Annotated in this window: 16 protein-coding genes; 7 read left to right on the top strand and 9 right to left on the bottom strand. The window is 50.9% G+C overall.

Going from position 1 to position 14,955, the window contains the following annotated elements:
- Positions 1-6: 6 nt before the first annotated feature.
- Positions 7-501 (bottom strand): MarR family winged helix-turn-helix transcriptional regulator, encoded by a 495-nt coding sequence (locus tag HGO40_RS00330; RefSeq protein ID WP_250961398.1) that lies wholly within the window; start codon positions 499-501, stop codon positions 7-9.
- Positions 502-551: 50 nt separating this feature from the next.
- Here HGO40_RS00330 and HGO40_RS00325 point away from each other — a divergent pair, with 50 nt between their 5' ends.
- The 3 genes from HGO40_RS00325 to HGO40_RS00315 all read left to right on the top strand — a co-directional run bounded on the left by HGO40_RS00325 (position 552) and on the right by HGO40_RS00315 (position 3,712).
- Complete coding sequence (locus HGO40_RS00325) at positions 552-2,063, top strand: FAD-dependent oxidoreductase (protein ID WP_250961397.1); 1,512 nt, start codon at positions 552-554, stop codon at positions 2,061-2,063.
- A 340-nt stretch (positions 2,064-2,403) separates the two neighbouring features.
- Complete coding sequence (locus HGO40_RS00320) at positions 2,404-2,922, top strand: hypothetical protein (RefSeq protein WP_250961396.1); 519 nt, start codon at positions 2,404-2,406, stop codon at positions 2,920-2,922.
- A gap of 448 nt (positions 2,923-3,370) precedes the next feature.
- Entirely contained in the window at positions 3,371-3,712 is a 342-nt protein-coding gene (locus HGO40_RS00315; RefSeq protein WP_250961395.1) for a DUF6124 family protein, read from the top strand.
- A 543-nt stretch (positions 3,713-4,255) separates the two neighbouring features.
- Here HGO40_RS00315 and HGO40_RS00310 read toward each other — a convergent pair.
- A complete protein-coding gene (locus HGO40_RS00310) occupies positions 4,256-4,642 on the bottom strand; it encodes an Imm41 family immunity protein (RefSeq protein ID WP_250961394.1) in 387 nt (128 codons plus the stop codon).
- Between the two features lie 131 nt (positions 4,643-4,773).
- Between HGO40_RS00310 and HGO40_RS00305 the strand changes: the two genes are divergently transcribed.
- Positions 4,774-5,244: a hypothetical protein gene (locus tag HGO40_RS00305; RefSeq protein WP_250961393.1), complete on the top strand. Its 471-nt coding sequence runs from the start codon at positions 4,774-4,776 to the stop codon at positions 5,242-5,244.
- A 154-nt stretch (positions 5,245-5,398) separates the two neighbouring features.
- Here HGO40_RS00305 and yidD read toward each other — a convergent pair whose 3' ends face one another.
- Together yidD and HGO40_RS00295 are read right to left on the bottom strand one after the other, a co-directional pair.
- A complete protein-coding gene (gene yidD, locus HGO40_RS00300; protein ID WP_250961392.1) occupies positions 5,399-5,605 on the bottom strand; it encodes a membrane protein insertion efficiency factor YidD in 207 nt (68 codons plus the stop codon).
- Complete coding sequence (locus HGO40_RS00295) at positions 5,602-5,844, bottom strand: hypothetical protein (RefSeq protein ID WP_010457973.1); 243 nt, start codon at positions 5,842-5,844, stop codon at positions 5,602-5,604. The genes yidD and HGO40_RS00295 overlap by 4 nt, the downstream gene beginning before the upstream one ends.
- A gap of 823 nt (positions 5,845-6,667) precedes the next feature.
- Here HGO40_RS00295 and HGO40_RS00285 point away from each other — a divergent pair.
- The 3 genes from HGO40_RS00285 to HGO40_RS00275 are packed head-to-tail and all read left to right on the top strand — an operon-like array spanning position 6,668 to position 9,413.
- The gene (locus HGO40_RS00285; protein ID WP_250961391.1) at positions 6,668-6,847 is read left to right on the top strand and encodes a hypothetical protein; all 180 of its coding nucleotides are present in this window, start codon (positions 6,668-6,670) and stop codon (positions 6,845-6,847) included.
- Between the two features lie 41 nt (positions 6,848-6,888).
- Positions 6,889-8,232: a DarT ssDNA thymidine ADP-ribosyltransferase family protein gene (locus HGO40_RS00280; RefSeq protein ID WP_250961390.1), complete on the top strand. Its 1,344-nt coding sequence runs from the start codon at positions 6,889-6,891 to the stop codon at positions 8,230-8,232.
- On the top strand, positions 8,232-9,413 hold the full coding sequence (locus tag HGO40_RS00275) for a macro domain-containing protein (RefSeq protein ID WP_250961389.1): 1,182 nt from the start codon (positions 8,232-8,234) through the stop codon (positions 9,411-9,413). The genes HGO40_RS00280 and HGO40_RS00275 overlap by 1 nt, the downstream gene beginning before the upstream one ends.
- 534 nt (positions 9,414-9,947) lie before the next feature.
- Here HGO40_RS00275 and HGO40_RS00270 read toward each other — a convergent pair.
- The 5 genes from HGO40_RS00270 to HGO40_RS00250 all read right to left on the bottom strand — a co-directional run bounded on the left by HGO40_RS00270 (position 9,948) and on the right by HGO40_RS00250 (position 14,900).
- Positions 9,948-10,847 (bottom strand): HNH endonuclease, encoded by a 900-nt coding sequence (locus tag HGO40_RS00270; RefSeq protein ID WP_186728690.1) that lies wholly within the window; start codon positions 10,845-10,847, stop codon positions 9,948-9,950.
- Positions 10,844-12,340 carry an AAA family ATPase gene (locus tag HGO40_RS00265; protein ID WP_250961388.1) on the bottom strand — a complete coding sequence of 499 codons (1,497 nt, stop codon included), beginning with the start codon at positions 12,338-12,340 and terminating at the stop codon, positions 10,844-10,846. The genes HGO40_RS00270 and HGO40_RS00265 overlap by 4 nt, the downstream gene beginning before the upstream one ends.
- A 368-nt stretch (positions 12,341-12,708) precedes the next feature.
- The gene (locus HGO40_RS00260) at positions 12,709-13,275 is read right to left on the bottom strand and encodes a hypothetical protein (protein ID WP_250961387.1); all 567 of its coding nucleotides are present in this window, start codon (positions 13,273-13,275) and stop codon (positions 12,709-12,711) included.
- A gap of 24 nt (positions 13,276-13,299) precedes the next feature.
- Complete coding sequence (locus HGO40_RS00255) at positions 13,300-13,680, bottom strand: hypothetical protein (RefSeq protein ID WP_250961386.1); 381 nt, start codon at positions 13,678-13,680, stop codon at positions 13,300-13,302.
- A gap of 221 nt (positions 13,681-13,901) precedes the next feature.
- Positions 13,902-14,900: a DUF4238 domain-containing protein gene (locus HGO40_RS00250; protein ID WP_250961385.1), complete on the bottom strand. Its 999-nt coding sequence runs from the start codon at positions 14,898-14,900 to the stop codon at positions 13,902-13,904.
- Positions 14,901-14,955 lie beyond the last annotated feature (55 nt).

Genomic DNA, 14,955 nt, shown 5'->3' with positions numbered 1-14,955 from the left:
CCTGCGTCACGCCTGCTCCTGCGCACCGGTCAGCGTGTCATCCTTGATGTCGTTGGCAAACTTGCACATGAGCCGTACCAGGTTCTCTACATCCGCTTCGTCCCACGTGGCGAAAATGGCTCGCCCGATCCGCGCACGAGCCTCGTCGATGCGATCGGTCATCGCCTTGCCTTTTGCGGTAATGACCGACTTGCGTACCCGACGGTCGGCGGGATTTTGCCGAGCGATCAACTCCAGGCTTTCGAGTTTCGTCACCTGCCGACTGACCGGGGAGTAGTCGCGCCCGACGCGATCGGCCAGTTCACCAACGCCGATAGGACCAAGCCGCTCCACGGAGACCAGCAACGGAAACAGCGCGCGATCCAGGGATATTCCGGCCGCCTGCACCATGGCTTCGTCCCGCTGAGGTCGGTTCATCACCCCGACGATCTCCATCAGGGCGCCGTGAAGCTCGCGCAATTGGGCATTAATATGTGCGTTCTGCACATTTTCGATTGACACGGTTCCGGCTCCGTCTAAATATGTGCGTTCTGCACATATGTGGGGTCGTCATGAAAGAGCAATTCGAAATCCAGGTATTGATTTGCGGCGCGGGCGCGGCCGGTCTGGCGATGGCTATCGAGTTGGCGAGAAGGGGAGTTCCCTTTCGCCTGATCGAAAAGGCAGGCCAGCCGTTCAACGGCTCGCGCGGCAAGGGCATACAGCCCAGGACCCAGGAAATATTCGAGGACATGGGGATCCTCGACCGAATCGTCGCAGTGGGTGGAGTCTACCCGACTGAACGTCGATATCGCGACGATGGCAGTTTCACCGACGCTGTCAGCATCGAGCAAAACGAGCCCACGCCAGCGGAACCTCATCAATCGCCGTTGATGGTGCCGCAATGGCTGACGGAACAGGTCATGCGCGAACGCCTGCTTGAACTGGGCCATCGGCCGGAGTTTGGTTGCGAACTGGTGGGGTTCGAGCAGGATGCCGAGGGCGTCAGCGTTCAGTTGGTCGGTAAGGCCGGCGAAGAAACGCTCCGGGTGCGCTGGCATGTCGGGGCCGATGGCGGCCGCAGTATTATCCGGCATGCGCTGGGTATCGGCTTCCCAGGCAAGACGCTGGGCATTCGCGCCATTGTGGCCGATGTCTCGGCTACGGGCCTGTCGCGGGACCGCTGGCATCGTTTTGGCGACGGCGACATGCAGCACCAGATATTCCTGTGCCCGTTGGCCGGGACCCAGCTCTTCCAGATCCAGGCGCCGATAGCCCCCGACGCGGACATTGACCTGGATGCGCAAACATTGATGGACCTGGTAGCACAGCGCACGGGGCGCGATGATATCCATATCCATTCGGTGTCCTGGGCATCGGCCTACACTATGAACGCGCGGTTGGCCGATCATTACCGCGTCGGTCGAACGTTTCTCATCGGCGATGCCGCACACATCCACCCACCCACGGGTGGCCAGGGTCTCAATACCAGCGTGCAGGATGCCTACAACCTGGGTTGGAAACTGGAGGCGGTCATCAACGGCGCGCCGGCGGCACTGCTCGACAGCTACGAGCAAGAACGCCGCCCGGTCGCTGCGACGATGCTGGGCCTTGCCACCAAGCTGCTGGACGCGCACCAGCGCGGCGACATGCGCCGTGGGCGCGAAGTGCACCAACTCGACATCGGCTATCGCGAATCCACGCTCGCCCTTGAACGATCCAACCGTACCAGCGGCCCATTGGCAGGCGATCGTGCGCCGGATGCACCGATGCGCGGGGCGGCCGGTAAACTGCAACGGCTGTTCGACCTGTTCCGGGGGGCGCACTGGACACTGCTCGGTTATGGCGCGGAACGCGATGCCGTAGCACCTCGCCCCGGGCTGCACATCCATGTCATCGGCCCAGGCGGTGATATCCAGGATGACCAAGGACATTTTCGTGACGCTTACCAACCTGCGATGGGCGATTGGGTTCTCGTCCGTCCCGACGGGTACATCAGTGCCTTCGTATCAGCCGGAGCGGGGGAGGCGCTGGAAGACTACCTCGCACGGGTAGGGCTGGACGCTGCAGAGTTGGAGGGTTGATCAAGGGCTACGGCACGCCGCGTTAATCAATGGCCGTTCGGGCAGGCGCGCAGCGATACATTCAGCATCGATGCACGCAGGCCCACCGCCATCGCGAGCAGGCTCGCTCCCACAGGGGATGTCGGGTTGATGGAAAATGGCGGCTGTCCCGGGTCCAAGTGTGGGAGCGAGCTTGCTCGCGATGGCGACAGTACATCCAATAACAGTGCACACAGACCCACCGCTTTCACGAACAAGGTTGTGCACCCCAGCACAAACCCCATCAACAATTCCTACCCAATCCCTTGCCAACCGCTACCATTGCACGCTGACCTCCCGACACCCCCGGACATTCACTTTCATGAAATTGCGCCTGCTGGCCGTTGCCTTGTTGTTCACCTGCACTCTGACTCACGCCGCTGAATCGAAACCCGTTCCCAAAGCCCTGGAAGAACAGATTGGCCGCCTGGTCGCGCTCATCAAGGACAGCTACGCCACCGGCTATCCCGAAGCGACGCTGGTGCAGACCCTGGACACCGGCGAGGACAGCCAGGTCACCCTTGCGGTTTTCACCATCGAGGGTTTCGGCATGGGCAACAACTACAGCCAATACCTGGCCGCCTTCACGCCCGAAGAGAACGAAGAGGGCGTGCCGCACTACAGCCTGTTGGACGTGATGCGCATCGGTGGCGACAGCTGGCGGGCCATCGACAACCTCGCTGCCAAGTTGGTCAGCGACCCGACGGGTGAACAGACCCTGATCGACATCCCCGTGATGGAGAATACCGACGAGGATGCGCCGAATTTCCCAAGCCGAGCCGCCGTGAGTCACCTGTCCCTGGACGGGTCACAGGCCGTGCGATTGGTTGAGATCAAGTAAAGCGGTACGCCTGATCGGATTTATGCGATTGCGATAGGCGTTGTGACCTCTCTGGAAGGGGCGTTAGAGCTGGACAAACGTTGCAACCTGTTTCGGTGGTAGAACGGTAAAACGAGTTTGTAGGAATCGACGGAGCGAATATTGCCCATTGACTTGCAGGACATTTCCTAGAAAATTCCAGTCCCTTGCGCCTGCTGAATTCGGTGCCTAGTCTTTGTCCACCGCTGCCAATTCAGCGGTCGGGTTTAGTCGCTCGGTATCTCGTTAGGCGCAAGGTCTCCTTGAAGTCAGGCTACGTTTTTCTCGCTGATTTTATGGTGGCTGTGCGCAGGGCACTTTCGGGTGCGCCGGTTTCCTAACGTCCCGGTCGACTAACCTGCGCACAGCCGCCACCCCACTTCGTTTAGTCGCGAACAGTGGCGGATCCGACTGACGTTAGGAGGTCCATATGGACAAACTCATCCCAGACCCACCCGTTCCACCGCTGCACCTGGACATCGCGGCCGACGCCAACGCCGAACGTGTCATCGATTCCTATCTGAACCCCAAACCCGCCCAGCCTGACAAGAAGCCACCTCCGGACCAGCTATTCACCGTCGTGGAGGGCGTCGATGCTGAAAGCCTGTTGGCCAACCTCAGCGAAACGTTAGCCTCCGCCAATGCCATGGCCAACGATTTGGCGTTTGACCTGAAGGATTCTCGACGGCATGTTGCACTAGGGCTGCAACAGTTGATTGAACTAGGTCAGCTATTGGCAAACCGGGCGCTGGATGTCATCGACCCTAGGTAAGCGTCCGGTGGAATAGATTTCATTTTTCCCAAGATGGATCGGGTCGGAAGCGAAGGGCTGCTTCCGACCCGAAGCGGTCGTAACGCAGCTCCAAATCAGGGCTTGAATGGGTCGATCCAGCCAGGCCGAAGTCCTGCCTCATATTCTTTGCGTACGTAGGCGAGCGACTCTGCGCATCCCATTTCCGCCTCGATAGCGCCTATGCATCCCCAGCAATCTTCGCCGCAATTGCCTGATAGCGGATCTGCTGGATTGTCCAGTAAGCGTCTGCAGATCGTGCAGTATTCCGGCTTATTGCTGTTCGTCATAATCCCACTTTCCAAATGTACGGTCTTGGCCGACAGCTGCCGTGGCCTAACCTTCGCGAGGATTGAGTTCGAATAAGCCAAAGCAATCCAGCAATGGCGCGATTCGCTCGACCGTCACGACCCCCGAAGGCAGAACCCTAAGGGCTAGTCGGTCCTGCCTGCTTTCTCGGCACGCGCAAGGCTGGCCGAGGAACGGTGGATTGACATCAGCGATCATTAACCCCGTCCGGTCAGATTACCGGCCACCTACGAGCCACGGATTGGGTTCGTCAAAGCGAGCCGGTGTCGGCATTTTTCCAGCGTAGAAACCCTCAAACACCATGTGGAATCTCTCGCGGAAATCGTAGATCTGCTTTCTTTTCAGGTTTCGGATCTTGAAGCGATCCTTCCGATCAAAGTGGCATCCGAATAGCAGAGAACTGTAGCTGAATATCTCGAACACCCTATGTGAGAGTGCCTGACTGAAGCTTGCCTCTGTTGCGATTTGATAGAGTGCCCACTCCAGCAGCCAGTATTCTTCACGATCCCAGAGTCCCGCTTCGTGTAATCGTCCGATGAACGAGGCGTCTTCGTATGCTTCGCCCCCAACGAAATTTCTTGAGATCACAGCGTGCGGATCCATGTTAAGCATTTTCCATATCGGATAAGGTCGACAGCGTACCGAGGTGCCCGCTCTCGGACAATCTACAGCACAACTTCCGCGCCCTACACAGCGGAGCGGTTGGCTAGCCTTTCACCCATGGAGCCCAGGAAATGCAGGTTTTTGAAATTTTACCGCTCGAGGCTATTGGTCCTGTTCGTCTTGGCGCAGCACGCGCTACAGCGAGGCAAAAGATGGCTGCCATCGGATTCCCGCTCGAGCATTCCCAGGACCGCATCGATTATTTTTGCGAATCCTGCGTGCAGGTTTCCCACGGGCCGAACGATGAAGTCAGCTTCATTGGTGTCTGCGGAAACCCGAACGTCACGTTCATGTTCAAGGGAGTCGATGTCTTTGCGCACTCTGCCACACATGTGTTTTCAGTGATGGCTGCTTCGGACAATTCCGGCCAGCACGAATTCTCATCCTATGAATACCTGTTTCCAAACCAAATCCTGACGCTATGGGATGCGGATGAACAATATGACCGCCAAGGAGGAGAAAGCCGTGAAGTCTGGGGTCAAGTCGGCATCGGAACCAGCGCTTACATGGCGGCCATTCGCGCCTTCAAGACAGGCATGTGAATGGATCCCGATTGAATGAGAGATGGTTTACAGGGCCATCTTCGAGCAAAACGCGACCCGTTGGGAACGACAGCTTTCGGCCAAAAGCAGCCCGTCAGGATCATGGCAAGCACTGCTGAACAGTTAAGGCGTCGGGGCTCACTGTCCGACTTATTCAGGGAAAATCTTTCCCGCCGTTCGGGTACCGACACCTGCAGATGCGGCTCACAGCCATGCGGCAGCCGTATAGAACACCATACTTTTCGATGGCTTGTATCGCATAGTTTGAACAGGAAGGCTCAAATCGGCAGGCATCTCGCAATGGAGAGGGAGCAACTCGCTGATAGCAGCGAATTGCTGAGACGGCGCAAAGCTTGATCATCGGGGCTTGCGCAAAGAAATCACGTAATAGTGGTTCAGCACGTTTTTCTTCCCCATTAACGCGTCGAAGCATCCCGGTTTGACTGAAACGCCAATCGTGTCAATCCGATAGAACTCCCACCCATCCTCAGCATGAGTGTTGACCACATTTTGTAGATAAACAGCGGCCTCGTTACCCCGGTGCTCCTTCGCACGAACTTCAATGTTTGGCGGCACTTGAACCATTTTGTAGATGTACATCCGTGATCACCTTATGAATGCTCGTATTCCCCTGAATACAAAGCGCATTCGCTTTATATCTGGTTCCGAGCCGGATGAACAACCCGAATCGCACGCTCCCAGATCGGCCAGAAAAGCAAGCTCTCACCAGGGCGCCTTCCGGCCATCGGCTGCCAATCGTGGAAGGCAGCTTGCGGTCGTAACAGCCCTATTCGATCCGTGGTTGACCTGCTAGCAGTTGCTGACTTGGCCAAGGTCAATGGCGACCTTGGCCGGGTAGCCGGACTACTGAAACTTTGGCTCGCGGAGAAGCGCGGACAAGGCGCAAGTCCAATGGATGTGGAAGCGATGATGAATGACTTTCGTAAATTGCAGAGCGAGGTGCTTTCCATCATGTCACGCGTCGTAAGATGACTGCTGAACGTGTCGTCTGACACAAAGCAAAGTTCATCTTCGCACAGTCATGCCGTATCGATGCGGCCAATCGAGCGCCTGATGTTAGATTGATAGGTGGCTAGCCAACGCATCGAAGGCTCGTTCTGCAGCATGTTGCATGCATCGACGGAAGCATTGGTTGGCAGCACGCCCTATGTCGAGGCACGCAGTGCTGCGACCTCGATTCATCGGCGATGGAACTGATGAGGCGGGTGACGGCTGTGGTTAAGGTGAGTCGTGAGGCTTTCAGGGCAAGATTTGTGGTGGTTGAAGCCCCAGCACGGGAGGCGCGCACGAATGGTTGCCTTGTACCGCTTGGTGATGGAGGTCGAGAAGCAAATCATGTGATTTGGTATAGACTGGATTGCACGATCCAAAATGCGAATCGGTAAGCATTGTCGAGGCTTAAATGAAAAAACAACATAGGAAAGATCGAGGCCACGATGAAGTTATGGCGGAGGCGTTTGGCTCTGATCCAGAATACGCGATCAAACTTGCTGAGGACGTTTTGCGTGATGGCGAACAAGGAGAGATTGAAATTCTGCGTCGGCAGACTCCAATAATTCCAGAAAAATATCAAGAGCAATGATTCTAGTATCGCTTTATCAATAGTTTATTCAAGGGGGAAACATGGCAGTTTCTGTGCACCATAGGGGTCGCAACGCATATCATTTCACATCGATACAGAATCTCGAATCAATAATTGATCACGGTATTTTTTCGACCAATCAGAAAATTGCTCGCGGCATTCTGCACGTTAACGTCGCTGAGGAAGGAATACAGAGGCGTCGGGCTGTTATGCAAGTACCTGGAGCCAACGGGCGGTGTGTTCATGATTATGTACCGTTCTATTTCGCAAAGAAAACGCCTATGCAGCAGGCGGTGCTCTATAAGAAGAACGTAGATCAGCAGTTCATCATTTATCTTTCCGTTTCGGTTTTGCTGATGGAGACACGAGCTGGGGCCTATTACACAAGCGCGTCTGCAAATACGGACGTTCCCCCAGCTTTCTTTTCTGGAAATCATCAGTCTGATCAGCTCGACCAACTAGATTGGCAAACTATCGATAACGGTCGGTGGGGATATGATGACGATGCTCAGAAGCACCGCAAAATGGCGGAGCTTTTGTTACCAGATCATGTCCCATTGTCTGAAATTAATCAGATAGTTACATTTAATCGCAGCGTATCTGACTGCGTTAGGCAAATTTTTCAGAACAAAGGGATTGTTCCGCCGAGCATTGTTGAGGCGGGAGGGGAGCATTATTATCTAGAGCCTGGTAATTGGAATGCTTCTTTGGTTACAGGGCCTTTTTTCCTTAAGCGTTTTGTAGATGAGGCTGTTTCTCATGTGGCCTCATTTCAGCGTCAGGTGATGCCGAAATTCCAGACCTTAAGTGACGCCTTGCGTGCTATTCGCGCTAACTTCGCGGCCATCAGAGAGCTAGAAGATATCGATGGTCTCGGCGCGAACTACGGGCCACATCGCGAAGATGTTGGCGCTCATTCTCGACGTGTTGCGGGTCTGGTGCTGAACTCACCCGAATATATTCAGTTGGACCCTATCCATCGTGAAGTCTTGGAGCTTGCAGCTTATCTCCACGATATAGGCAAAGGGCCCAAAACACGCTGGCCCAATAGCTTTATGAATAAAGCTGATGGTGAACATCCCAAAAAATCCCTGCCTATGTTGAAAAGAATTTTGACTGAGGATTTGCCTATTCTGCCACCAGATATAGTCCGAAAAATTATAATGCTGGTGACTTATGATGACCTACTGGGTGAGATCGTTGCTAAAGGTCGGGACAAAAGTCAGTTGTTCGATATAATTACTTGTTCTGAAGATATCACTATGTTGGTGGCTTTGAGTAAGGCTGATATTGGTGCGTTAAGTCAAATTTGGTTGATACAGGTCTCTGCTGGAATCGATGCCCTCAGAGCTGAGGCTCTTAAAAAATTGCAAGGTAATATTTAATGATAAAGTTTGTTTTCGGAGATTTTTTCGATTTTGATGCGGATATCATGATCAATACAGTTAACTGTGTTGGTGTGATGGGGGCAGGTGTGGCGCTCGCATTTAAGAAAAGATTTCCTGAAATGTTTGATGACTATGCTGAGAAGTGTCGTTCGGGCATTATTCGCCCCGGCCTGCCTTCCGTTTGGTTGCAAAAGGATATGATCTCGAAAGACATCGAGATCATAAATTTTCCGACTAAAAATCATTGGAAGAATCCATCTGAGTATCATTATATTGATGATGGGTTGGAATGGCTTTCTAAGTATCTTGAAGATAAGAGTGGAAAAGTAGTAACTCTTCCGGCCCTAGGCTGTGGTCATGGTGGTTTGGACTGGGACAGGGTCCGATCCATGATTGCTGAGAAGCTAAAAAACTCTCCTGCGCATATATATGTTTTTGAGCCTTTCGATTCAGTGAAAGCGGGAAATGTCAAAGCTTCGGAGCCAGACTATGAGCAACTGCTTGGTTCGGTTGGGGCTGGGGTTGTTAAATATGCGTCGGACGCATACCCGGAAAAGTTGCGCATCTACACCAAGAAGGATGTGTATTACTATCCAAAACAGCAAAACAAATTTAGATACGATTTTTCAGTTGTGTGCAGCAGCAAACCTGACTTAAGCGAGATAAATGCTATACGAAAGTTTGTTGATTTTTGCGTTCTCGAGAAGTGCAGTATTTTGTTGGGGGGGACAGCCTTTGAAAAAAAACTCGCGCTTGAACTATCGACCCAAGGTCTAATTTGCGGCTGTGTTCTCCCATCCGGAATCTACGAGTCCATAAAAAAAGTATCGTCATCAACGCGAAAAGAAAAGCCTAATCTTCTCTCGATAGGTAATCCAGTAGTTGCCTTCGATAAGAAAGAATTTATGCCTTCTGTTTTTGCGAGAATGTATCTTTCTGAGAAGGTGGTGTTTTTCGCTAGCAAGCTTGCTTGGTTGGAAAAATATAAGAGTCAACTCAAACGGATATCTGTAGATGCGTATTACTGCGTTTCTGAAATCAGCTCACCAGAGGATATAAAGGCGGTATTAGACATTCGGGCAAAAGGATTTGACTTGGATATGCCCCTAACAAGCGTTTTCGCGGATGATATTCACAACTCTGATGCGGCTAAGGGGGGAGGGGCGAACTCTGCTTGATCTCAGCTTAGCCAAAGTCGAACATGGTTTCGGTCATGGTGCTTTATGGTCTCGCATCCATAAGGTTTTGATTTTTATCGGTTTTCTATAGATTAAAATAATTGAGTGAGAGTAAGATTTTTTCTTAATGCTTTGATTTTTAAAGATAAAATCTGATTCTAGGCTGATGTGCTCTGCATTGTTAATGGTCTTTCGCATGGCTCGAAAAAGCTAAGTCATAAGATGTATCTCGGTACCATGCTTGGTGGAGCGTTCTAGGCATGGTATCGGAGCAAGCTAAGTTCCAGGCAGGAGTTGTGCCGGGGTTAGTGGCCGACTACTGCCTTTGGTATCCGGCAGCTAACGGCCATAAACGGACGTTCGCAAGCGGCCACATCCGACCAATTGCGGTCACTTACCGCCACTATCGTATGCAGTCCGCTATCGACATAAAAACGAACTACGGGTATATGCTCTCCAGCTACTTTTTTTAAAAAATGAATACGCTCATACGCCTACGATATCTGATTGCAAAACGCTATACTCCGACACGATTTAAGGAGGTGGAGGCGAGGACTGGCGAAAGCCATTAATACTGGGACCGCCTGCCTGTTTAATTTTGTCGTTAGCATACACAATGAATTCTGGACAGGCCGCTAAGCCGTGCCAAAGGCGGCTATCCCATGCGTTGCAGCCAAGCTTTCCTCTGGCGTCTGCGTACCGTCGCTCCAAAACAATGTCCAGCGCCCGCTGCGAAACCCCTCTAGGATAATATTGACGTAGTTCACCAATAAGCCCGCTTACTGTGCTGGATGCCTCGCCTTTAAACCTGTCAATTAGCCCAAGCCGCTCAAGATGTTGATGAGCAATTGCACCTGCTAGGCTTAGCTTGCCCTCACCTCCACCGTAATATTGGATAGAAAGCTTCCCATTGATGACAGTGACCTTGCAATGCAGCAAGGCGTCCTCATTATCTAAGGTGAAATAAGGGTGGCAGTAAATGAGCTTAGTCTTGTTGAAGTAATTTGACTTTCTCTGGTTGCAGCCATAGCAAATATATACTAAGTTTTCGTGATAAATTGAATATTCTGGAAAGTAATCTTTTGGCATGTAGTGATCCCATGTTTTGGGGTCGTTCAACATGCAATATGCACAACGCTGTACGTTAATTTCAGATTGTGATATTAGAGACTTCAGAATTCTATCCTTGTGAGCGGATAGAGCAGTAGTGCCGACCGAATAACAGGACTTAAGTACCTCCTTCGCTTCGATAGTCCAGACTTGTTCAGTGGGGGGCTTGAAGGCTTTTAAAGTTTTTGAGTAATTCTTGCACAAAGCAAGAACGCCAGCTTGCACCGCTTTCAGTTCTGCTCTTGTTTTCAAATGCTTATTGGCAATTATTGTCGGAAAATAATTTTCGACATCGAGACCATTTGCTGCCATCTGATATCTCATTCCGGCGCCGTCCTTACTTCCTGTAGCGATTCCAAGTAAATGTCTGCGCTCAAACTCAATTGATTACTGAAGATCGCGCGAACTGCTTCAATATCATGATTCGCCTCGGCATACATACGATCTAAAATCGACCTATAGTCGCGATCTGCCTCCGTGGAGGAGAAGACAAATTTGGTGAGTTCGGACAAGCTTTCTCCGAAAGTCTGAAAAGTCGGCTTCAGAACCATGGGTGTCATCCGATCCCGACGGAGTACATGAACACACTCCATAGGCAGCTGTTGAATCACCAAGGGAGAGTGCGTTGCAATAATTGCAAATGAATCTTGGCTTTCCAAAATTTCGCTGAGCGTATTGAGTAGGCCTGTTAATAATTGAGGGTGCAAATGCAACTCGGGCTCATCAAACAAGATCAATGTCCGGCGATCGATTTTGGAAAGAATATGAAATACGCAGTTTAGAGCTAGACGCTGACCCGCGCTCAATCGCTCGTACATGCTTTCATTGTTTTCCGGTTCGTCAATGAAAGTCTCCAAGTCATCAACCCGGACGAGATTTCCTAGAACCTTTTTAAGTAACTCTCTTTTTTCAATGGATAGACTGGCCAGGGTTGCCTTAATTTCCTCTAAGAGATCCTCTTTGTTTTTGAGCCGCCCTCTTGTACTTTGTAGGCCACAGTAACTATACTTAAATTTCTCTCCTTGCAACTGCGTAGGGCGTTCGAACTCATCAAATGCACTAAATGATACAGCTACCACGCCGTATATTGAGGGCACTGGATTAAGAATGTCATCACCTTGAAGCGCAGACCGCTTTTCTTTTATGGCTTGCTTTGAAAAACGACTCATCAACATAGCAAGCCTTGCCATTACTTGGGTTTTTCCTACACCATTCAGTCCAACAATAGACTGAATTCGTCTAGGGGCACCCAGCTTAGAGTAGAAGTCAAAGTAAAATTCATGAGGGGCGCTCGCTCCCTCCAGCAATATCTTGGCGGTAAATGCGCTTATTAGCTGCTGTTCCGCACCGAAGACAATGCCGGCCTCGTCGAGCAACTCGCGCGCCGTAAAGTCTCTAAGTAGGGATATCTGAAAACATGGTTGTTCTTGAAATCGAAGTTTTATATCAAGAAGAAATGACGCATCATTAAGCGTCTTTAATACATCATGCGCCAATTCCATGCTGAGTGTTGCGAGAGTATCGTAGTATTTTTTTTTGGAGCTAAGTGAACATATAGAATCCAAATGAATCTTGGAAATTAATGCGCCGGGCGACAAATCTTGAAACGGCCTATTTTCAATACCTTCAGGCTGGCCATCCTTCATTATTTTCAGTTCATCAAGATGAACTTTATAGTCTTCGCTTACTCTTAACTCAGCGTCAAACAACGTATAATAGGAATAATCATTCCAGCTGTCCCTTGCGAGTAATAAATGCGGATACGGAACGTCAGATGGCGCTCCAACAAAAAATCGACTGCAAATATAAATGTCCATCCTAAAGAAGCTAGCAGGATGAACGCATTAAGTCTAGATAGGATTCAGCTTGGCCGTCGATGCTTGGAAGCCACTTTCAATAGTCGCAGATGACCAGCTCAGTTCATAGCTCAATCCCCTTAAGCTGGTCTAGGCTGACAGTCACTACTCCCCGATTGCTGTCGCTCACGAAATGGCAGCTCCTAGCCGATTTCGGCCCTTCGCGACAGGCTGCGATCAGCCAAGAGCAGGCATTCAAGTGAGCATCGAAAATCAGTGGGTGGCTACACCAACACTGGTGCAGCGTGGCGAAATACCCCGCAGCGAAGCTGGGGCTTCAGATTGCCCTACCGATTAGGCTTGGCATTCTTACCAAGAGGGATGAGTTTCTAGGCCAGAGGCTTTTTCTTTCTGATAGAACTGTCGCCGTATTTAGTGAAGGCTGACGCCAAGAAATTCAGGCCGGCATCGAGGCGCTCCTCTCGTGCGAGCTTATCCATACCAGGAAACGCTGAGCGCGATTTTTTGACCAGGACAGTTTCAGCGCCGATCTTGTCCGGATAGCTTGCCAGATACCATACCTGGAAAGCCTGCATAGCTGTGGTTAACGGACCACCCAGTTCACCGCATTCCAGCGTGGCGATGAAAATTATGTGATCGTTCTCTTCCTCGTCAAAGTTGAGATGCGCATTTGGATCACGGTCGGCGTGTTTCAGAAAATTCTGAACACTGTTTATTGCCGCCAAGGCTTCCTTCCTTGACAGGCCGGAGCTCTCAACCAAATGTGATCGCCAAGATCCATCTGGCTGCTTATGTTCAACAAGGTCTGCGAGCAAGCCATGAGAGGCAGCCACTAGTGTTCGCACTGCCAATGGATCATGGTCGGCAAAAAATAAGCTAATTGCTTCATTTAACTGCCGAGAAGCTGCTTCGAATTTAGTGCAGGTGACTTGCATAGAAACTAACCTGTGGATGAGTATTCAGCCTGCACCGATGGGTGCGTTGCAAACAGGGCAGTGGCGAAACCGGGTGTTTACTCGGGTGGTTGATGATTTCTTACGCTTCGAGTCCCAACATGCTGGACAGTAGAGGATGTTGTCTCCCTCAAATTGATAGCACCCCCATTTTCTTCCTACAGGCTTTTCGTCAGAGGGCTGGGACGTCTTCTTTAACAGAGCATTCTCTTCCTGTAGCGCTGCGATACGCTCCTTAAGAGTAGCGGCCTCTAGTTTGAGTTCGGCAAGCTCACCGGATAGGTCTGCAAGTAAATTTTTGAACTCGGCGTCGTCGATGTTCTTGGAGATCTCACGTAGCCGTTTTGCTAACGTTATTGATGTGCTTATGGTCGTAATGATATCCATGAGCTTCCCTGATGCAATATCGTTTGGAGTAAACGCGCCGGAGCGCGGAAATACTTTAAGAAGCATAGCTCTTGGGCATCTGGTTCGCTATTTTTTTTGCAAGGTAGCGTACGTCGTACGTTGACGGGAAATATTTCGTTTATTACCAGACTTATCTAGATCAACCAAAAACAAACCATCAAAACGATGACGCGGCAGCACACTATAGTAATTCGGCTTAGTCAATCAGTCCCTCGATCGCCAGTTCTTTTATGGGGTCGCCGCCCGATCTGCGCTTTGAAGGGACGAATCGCGCTCTCGGTATCTCCGATGATATGCACCATGGCTTGGGCAGCAACTTTGAAATTGAGCTCCAAGACAGTATCCTCATCAACCTTATTCTTGCCTGGAGTGAACCGATTAGAATCGCAGATGACGTAGGCTATCCGTGGAGAGATCGGGTAGTAGAAGTCGGCATGCTTAGGCGCGGCGAATACAGTTTCTGATACACATGAGTGCACATTGACAACAGGATGGTCTGACGTGATGAATCGCGATTTGGTGTCATTTATCAACAATGCGTGTGTAGCGTTATTGCGATCTGCGTACAGGCTTAACCCAAGATTCATCCCGAACATGTAACTTAGAAACCACCATGCATGCGCCATCGCGTCAGCCACTTCAATCTCAAGTTCGGTGCGCCGAGGTAGAATTTGAATCGCACCATCTCGGAAGGTTTTGGTGCGGGATATCTGGTGTCCGAAAAACGCCATGAACTCCACCATATTTTGTTGATTCTGCAATACATCGAGCTGCTCATCGGCCAGCGCAGCCAACACTGGGAGCGCCGCTTTTTCGTGGGACGCGTGTAGATTTTCGAGCAAATTACACTTAATTGCATGGAGATGACGCTCGACTTCCGGTTTCTCGGAGCCAGACCTACGGTAGATCGTTTCAGCGTGTTGCATCATCAGGAAGTCATTTAGGTATGACATGTGCTGTTGTTGAAGACGTTTGGGGCTTTGTTTGGAAAAGCCTTTGATCACTTCGACATGTTTGTTGGTAAGCGTTGTAGCCTTGTAAAAGTAGTCGTCAGCAGCTACGGCTCGTACGCTGTCGAGAGCAATCTTCCCTGTCTTCGTGGCGTAGAAAACATTCTTCGTCCCGTTACCCCAGCGTGTAAGATATTTCGCCCAGATGTAATGGTGCCGCTTCTTGGCTTCAAGGTCTTTAAGCGACATGGCATTCGATCCATTGTTTGTTAGCTCGCAAGCTCTCAATCTACGAGGCTCTAGT

This window comes from Pseudomonas sp. CG7 (assembly GCF_023701885.1).
Taxonomy (GTDB): domain Bacteria; phylum Pseudomonadota; class Gammaproteobacteria; order Pseudomonadales; family Pseudomonadaceae; genus Aquipseudomonas; species Aquipseudomonas zanjanensis.
This window is presented reverse-complemented; position numbering and strand designations above follow the sequence as displayed.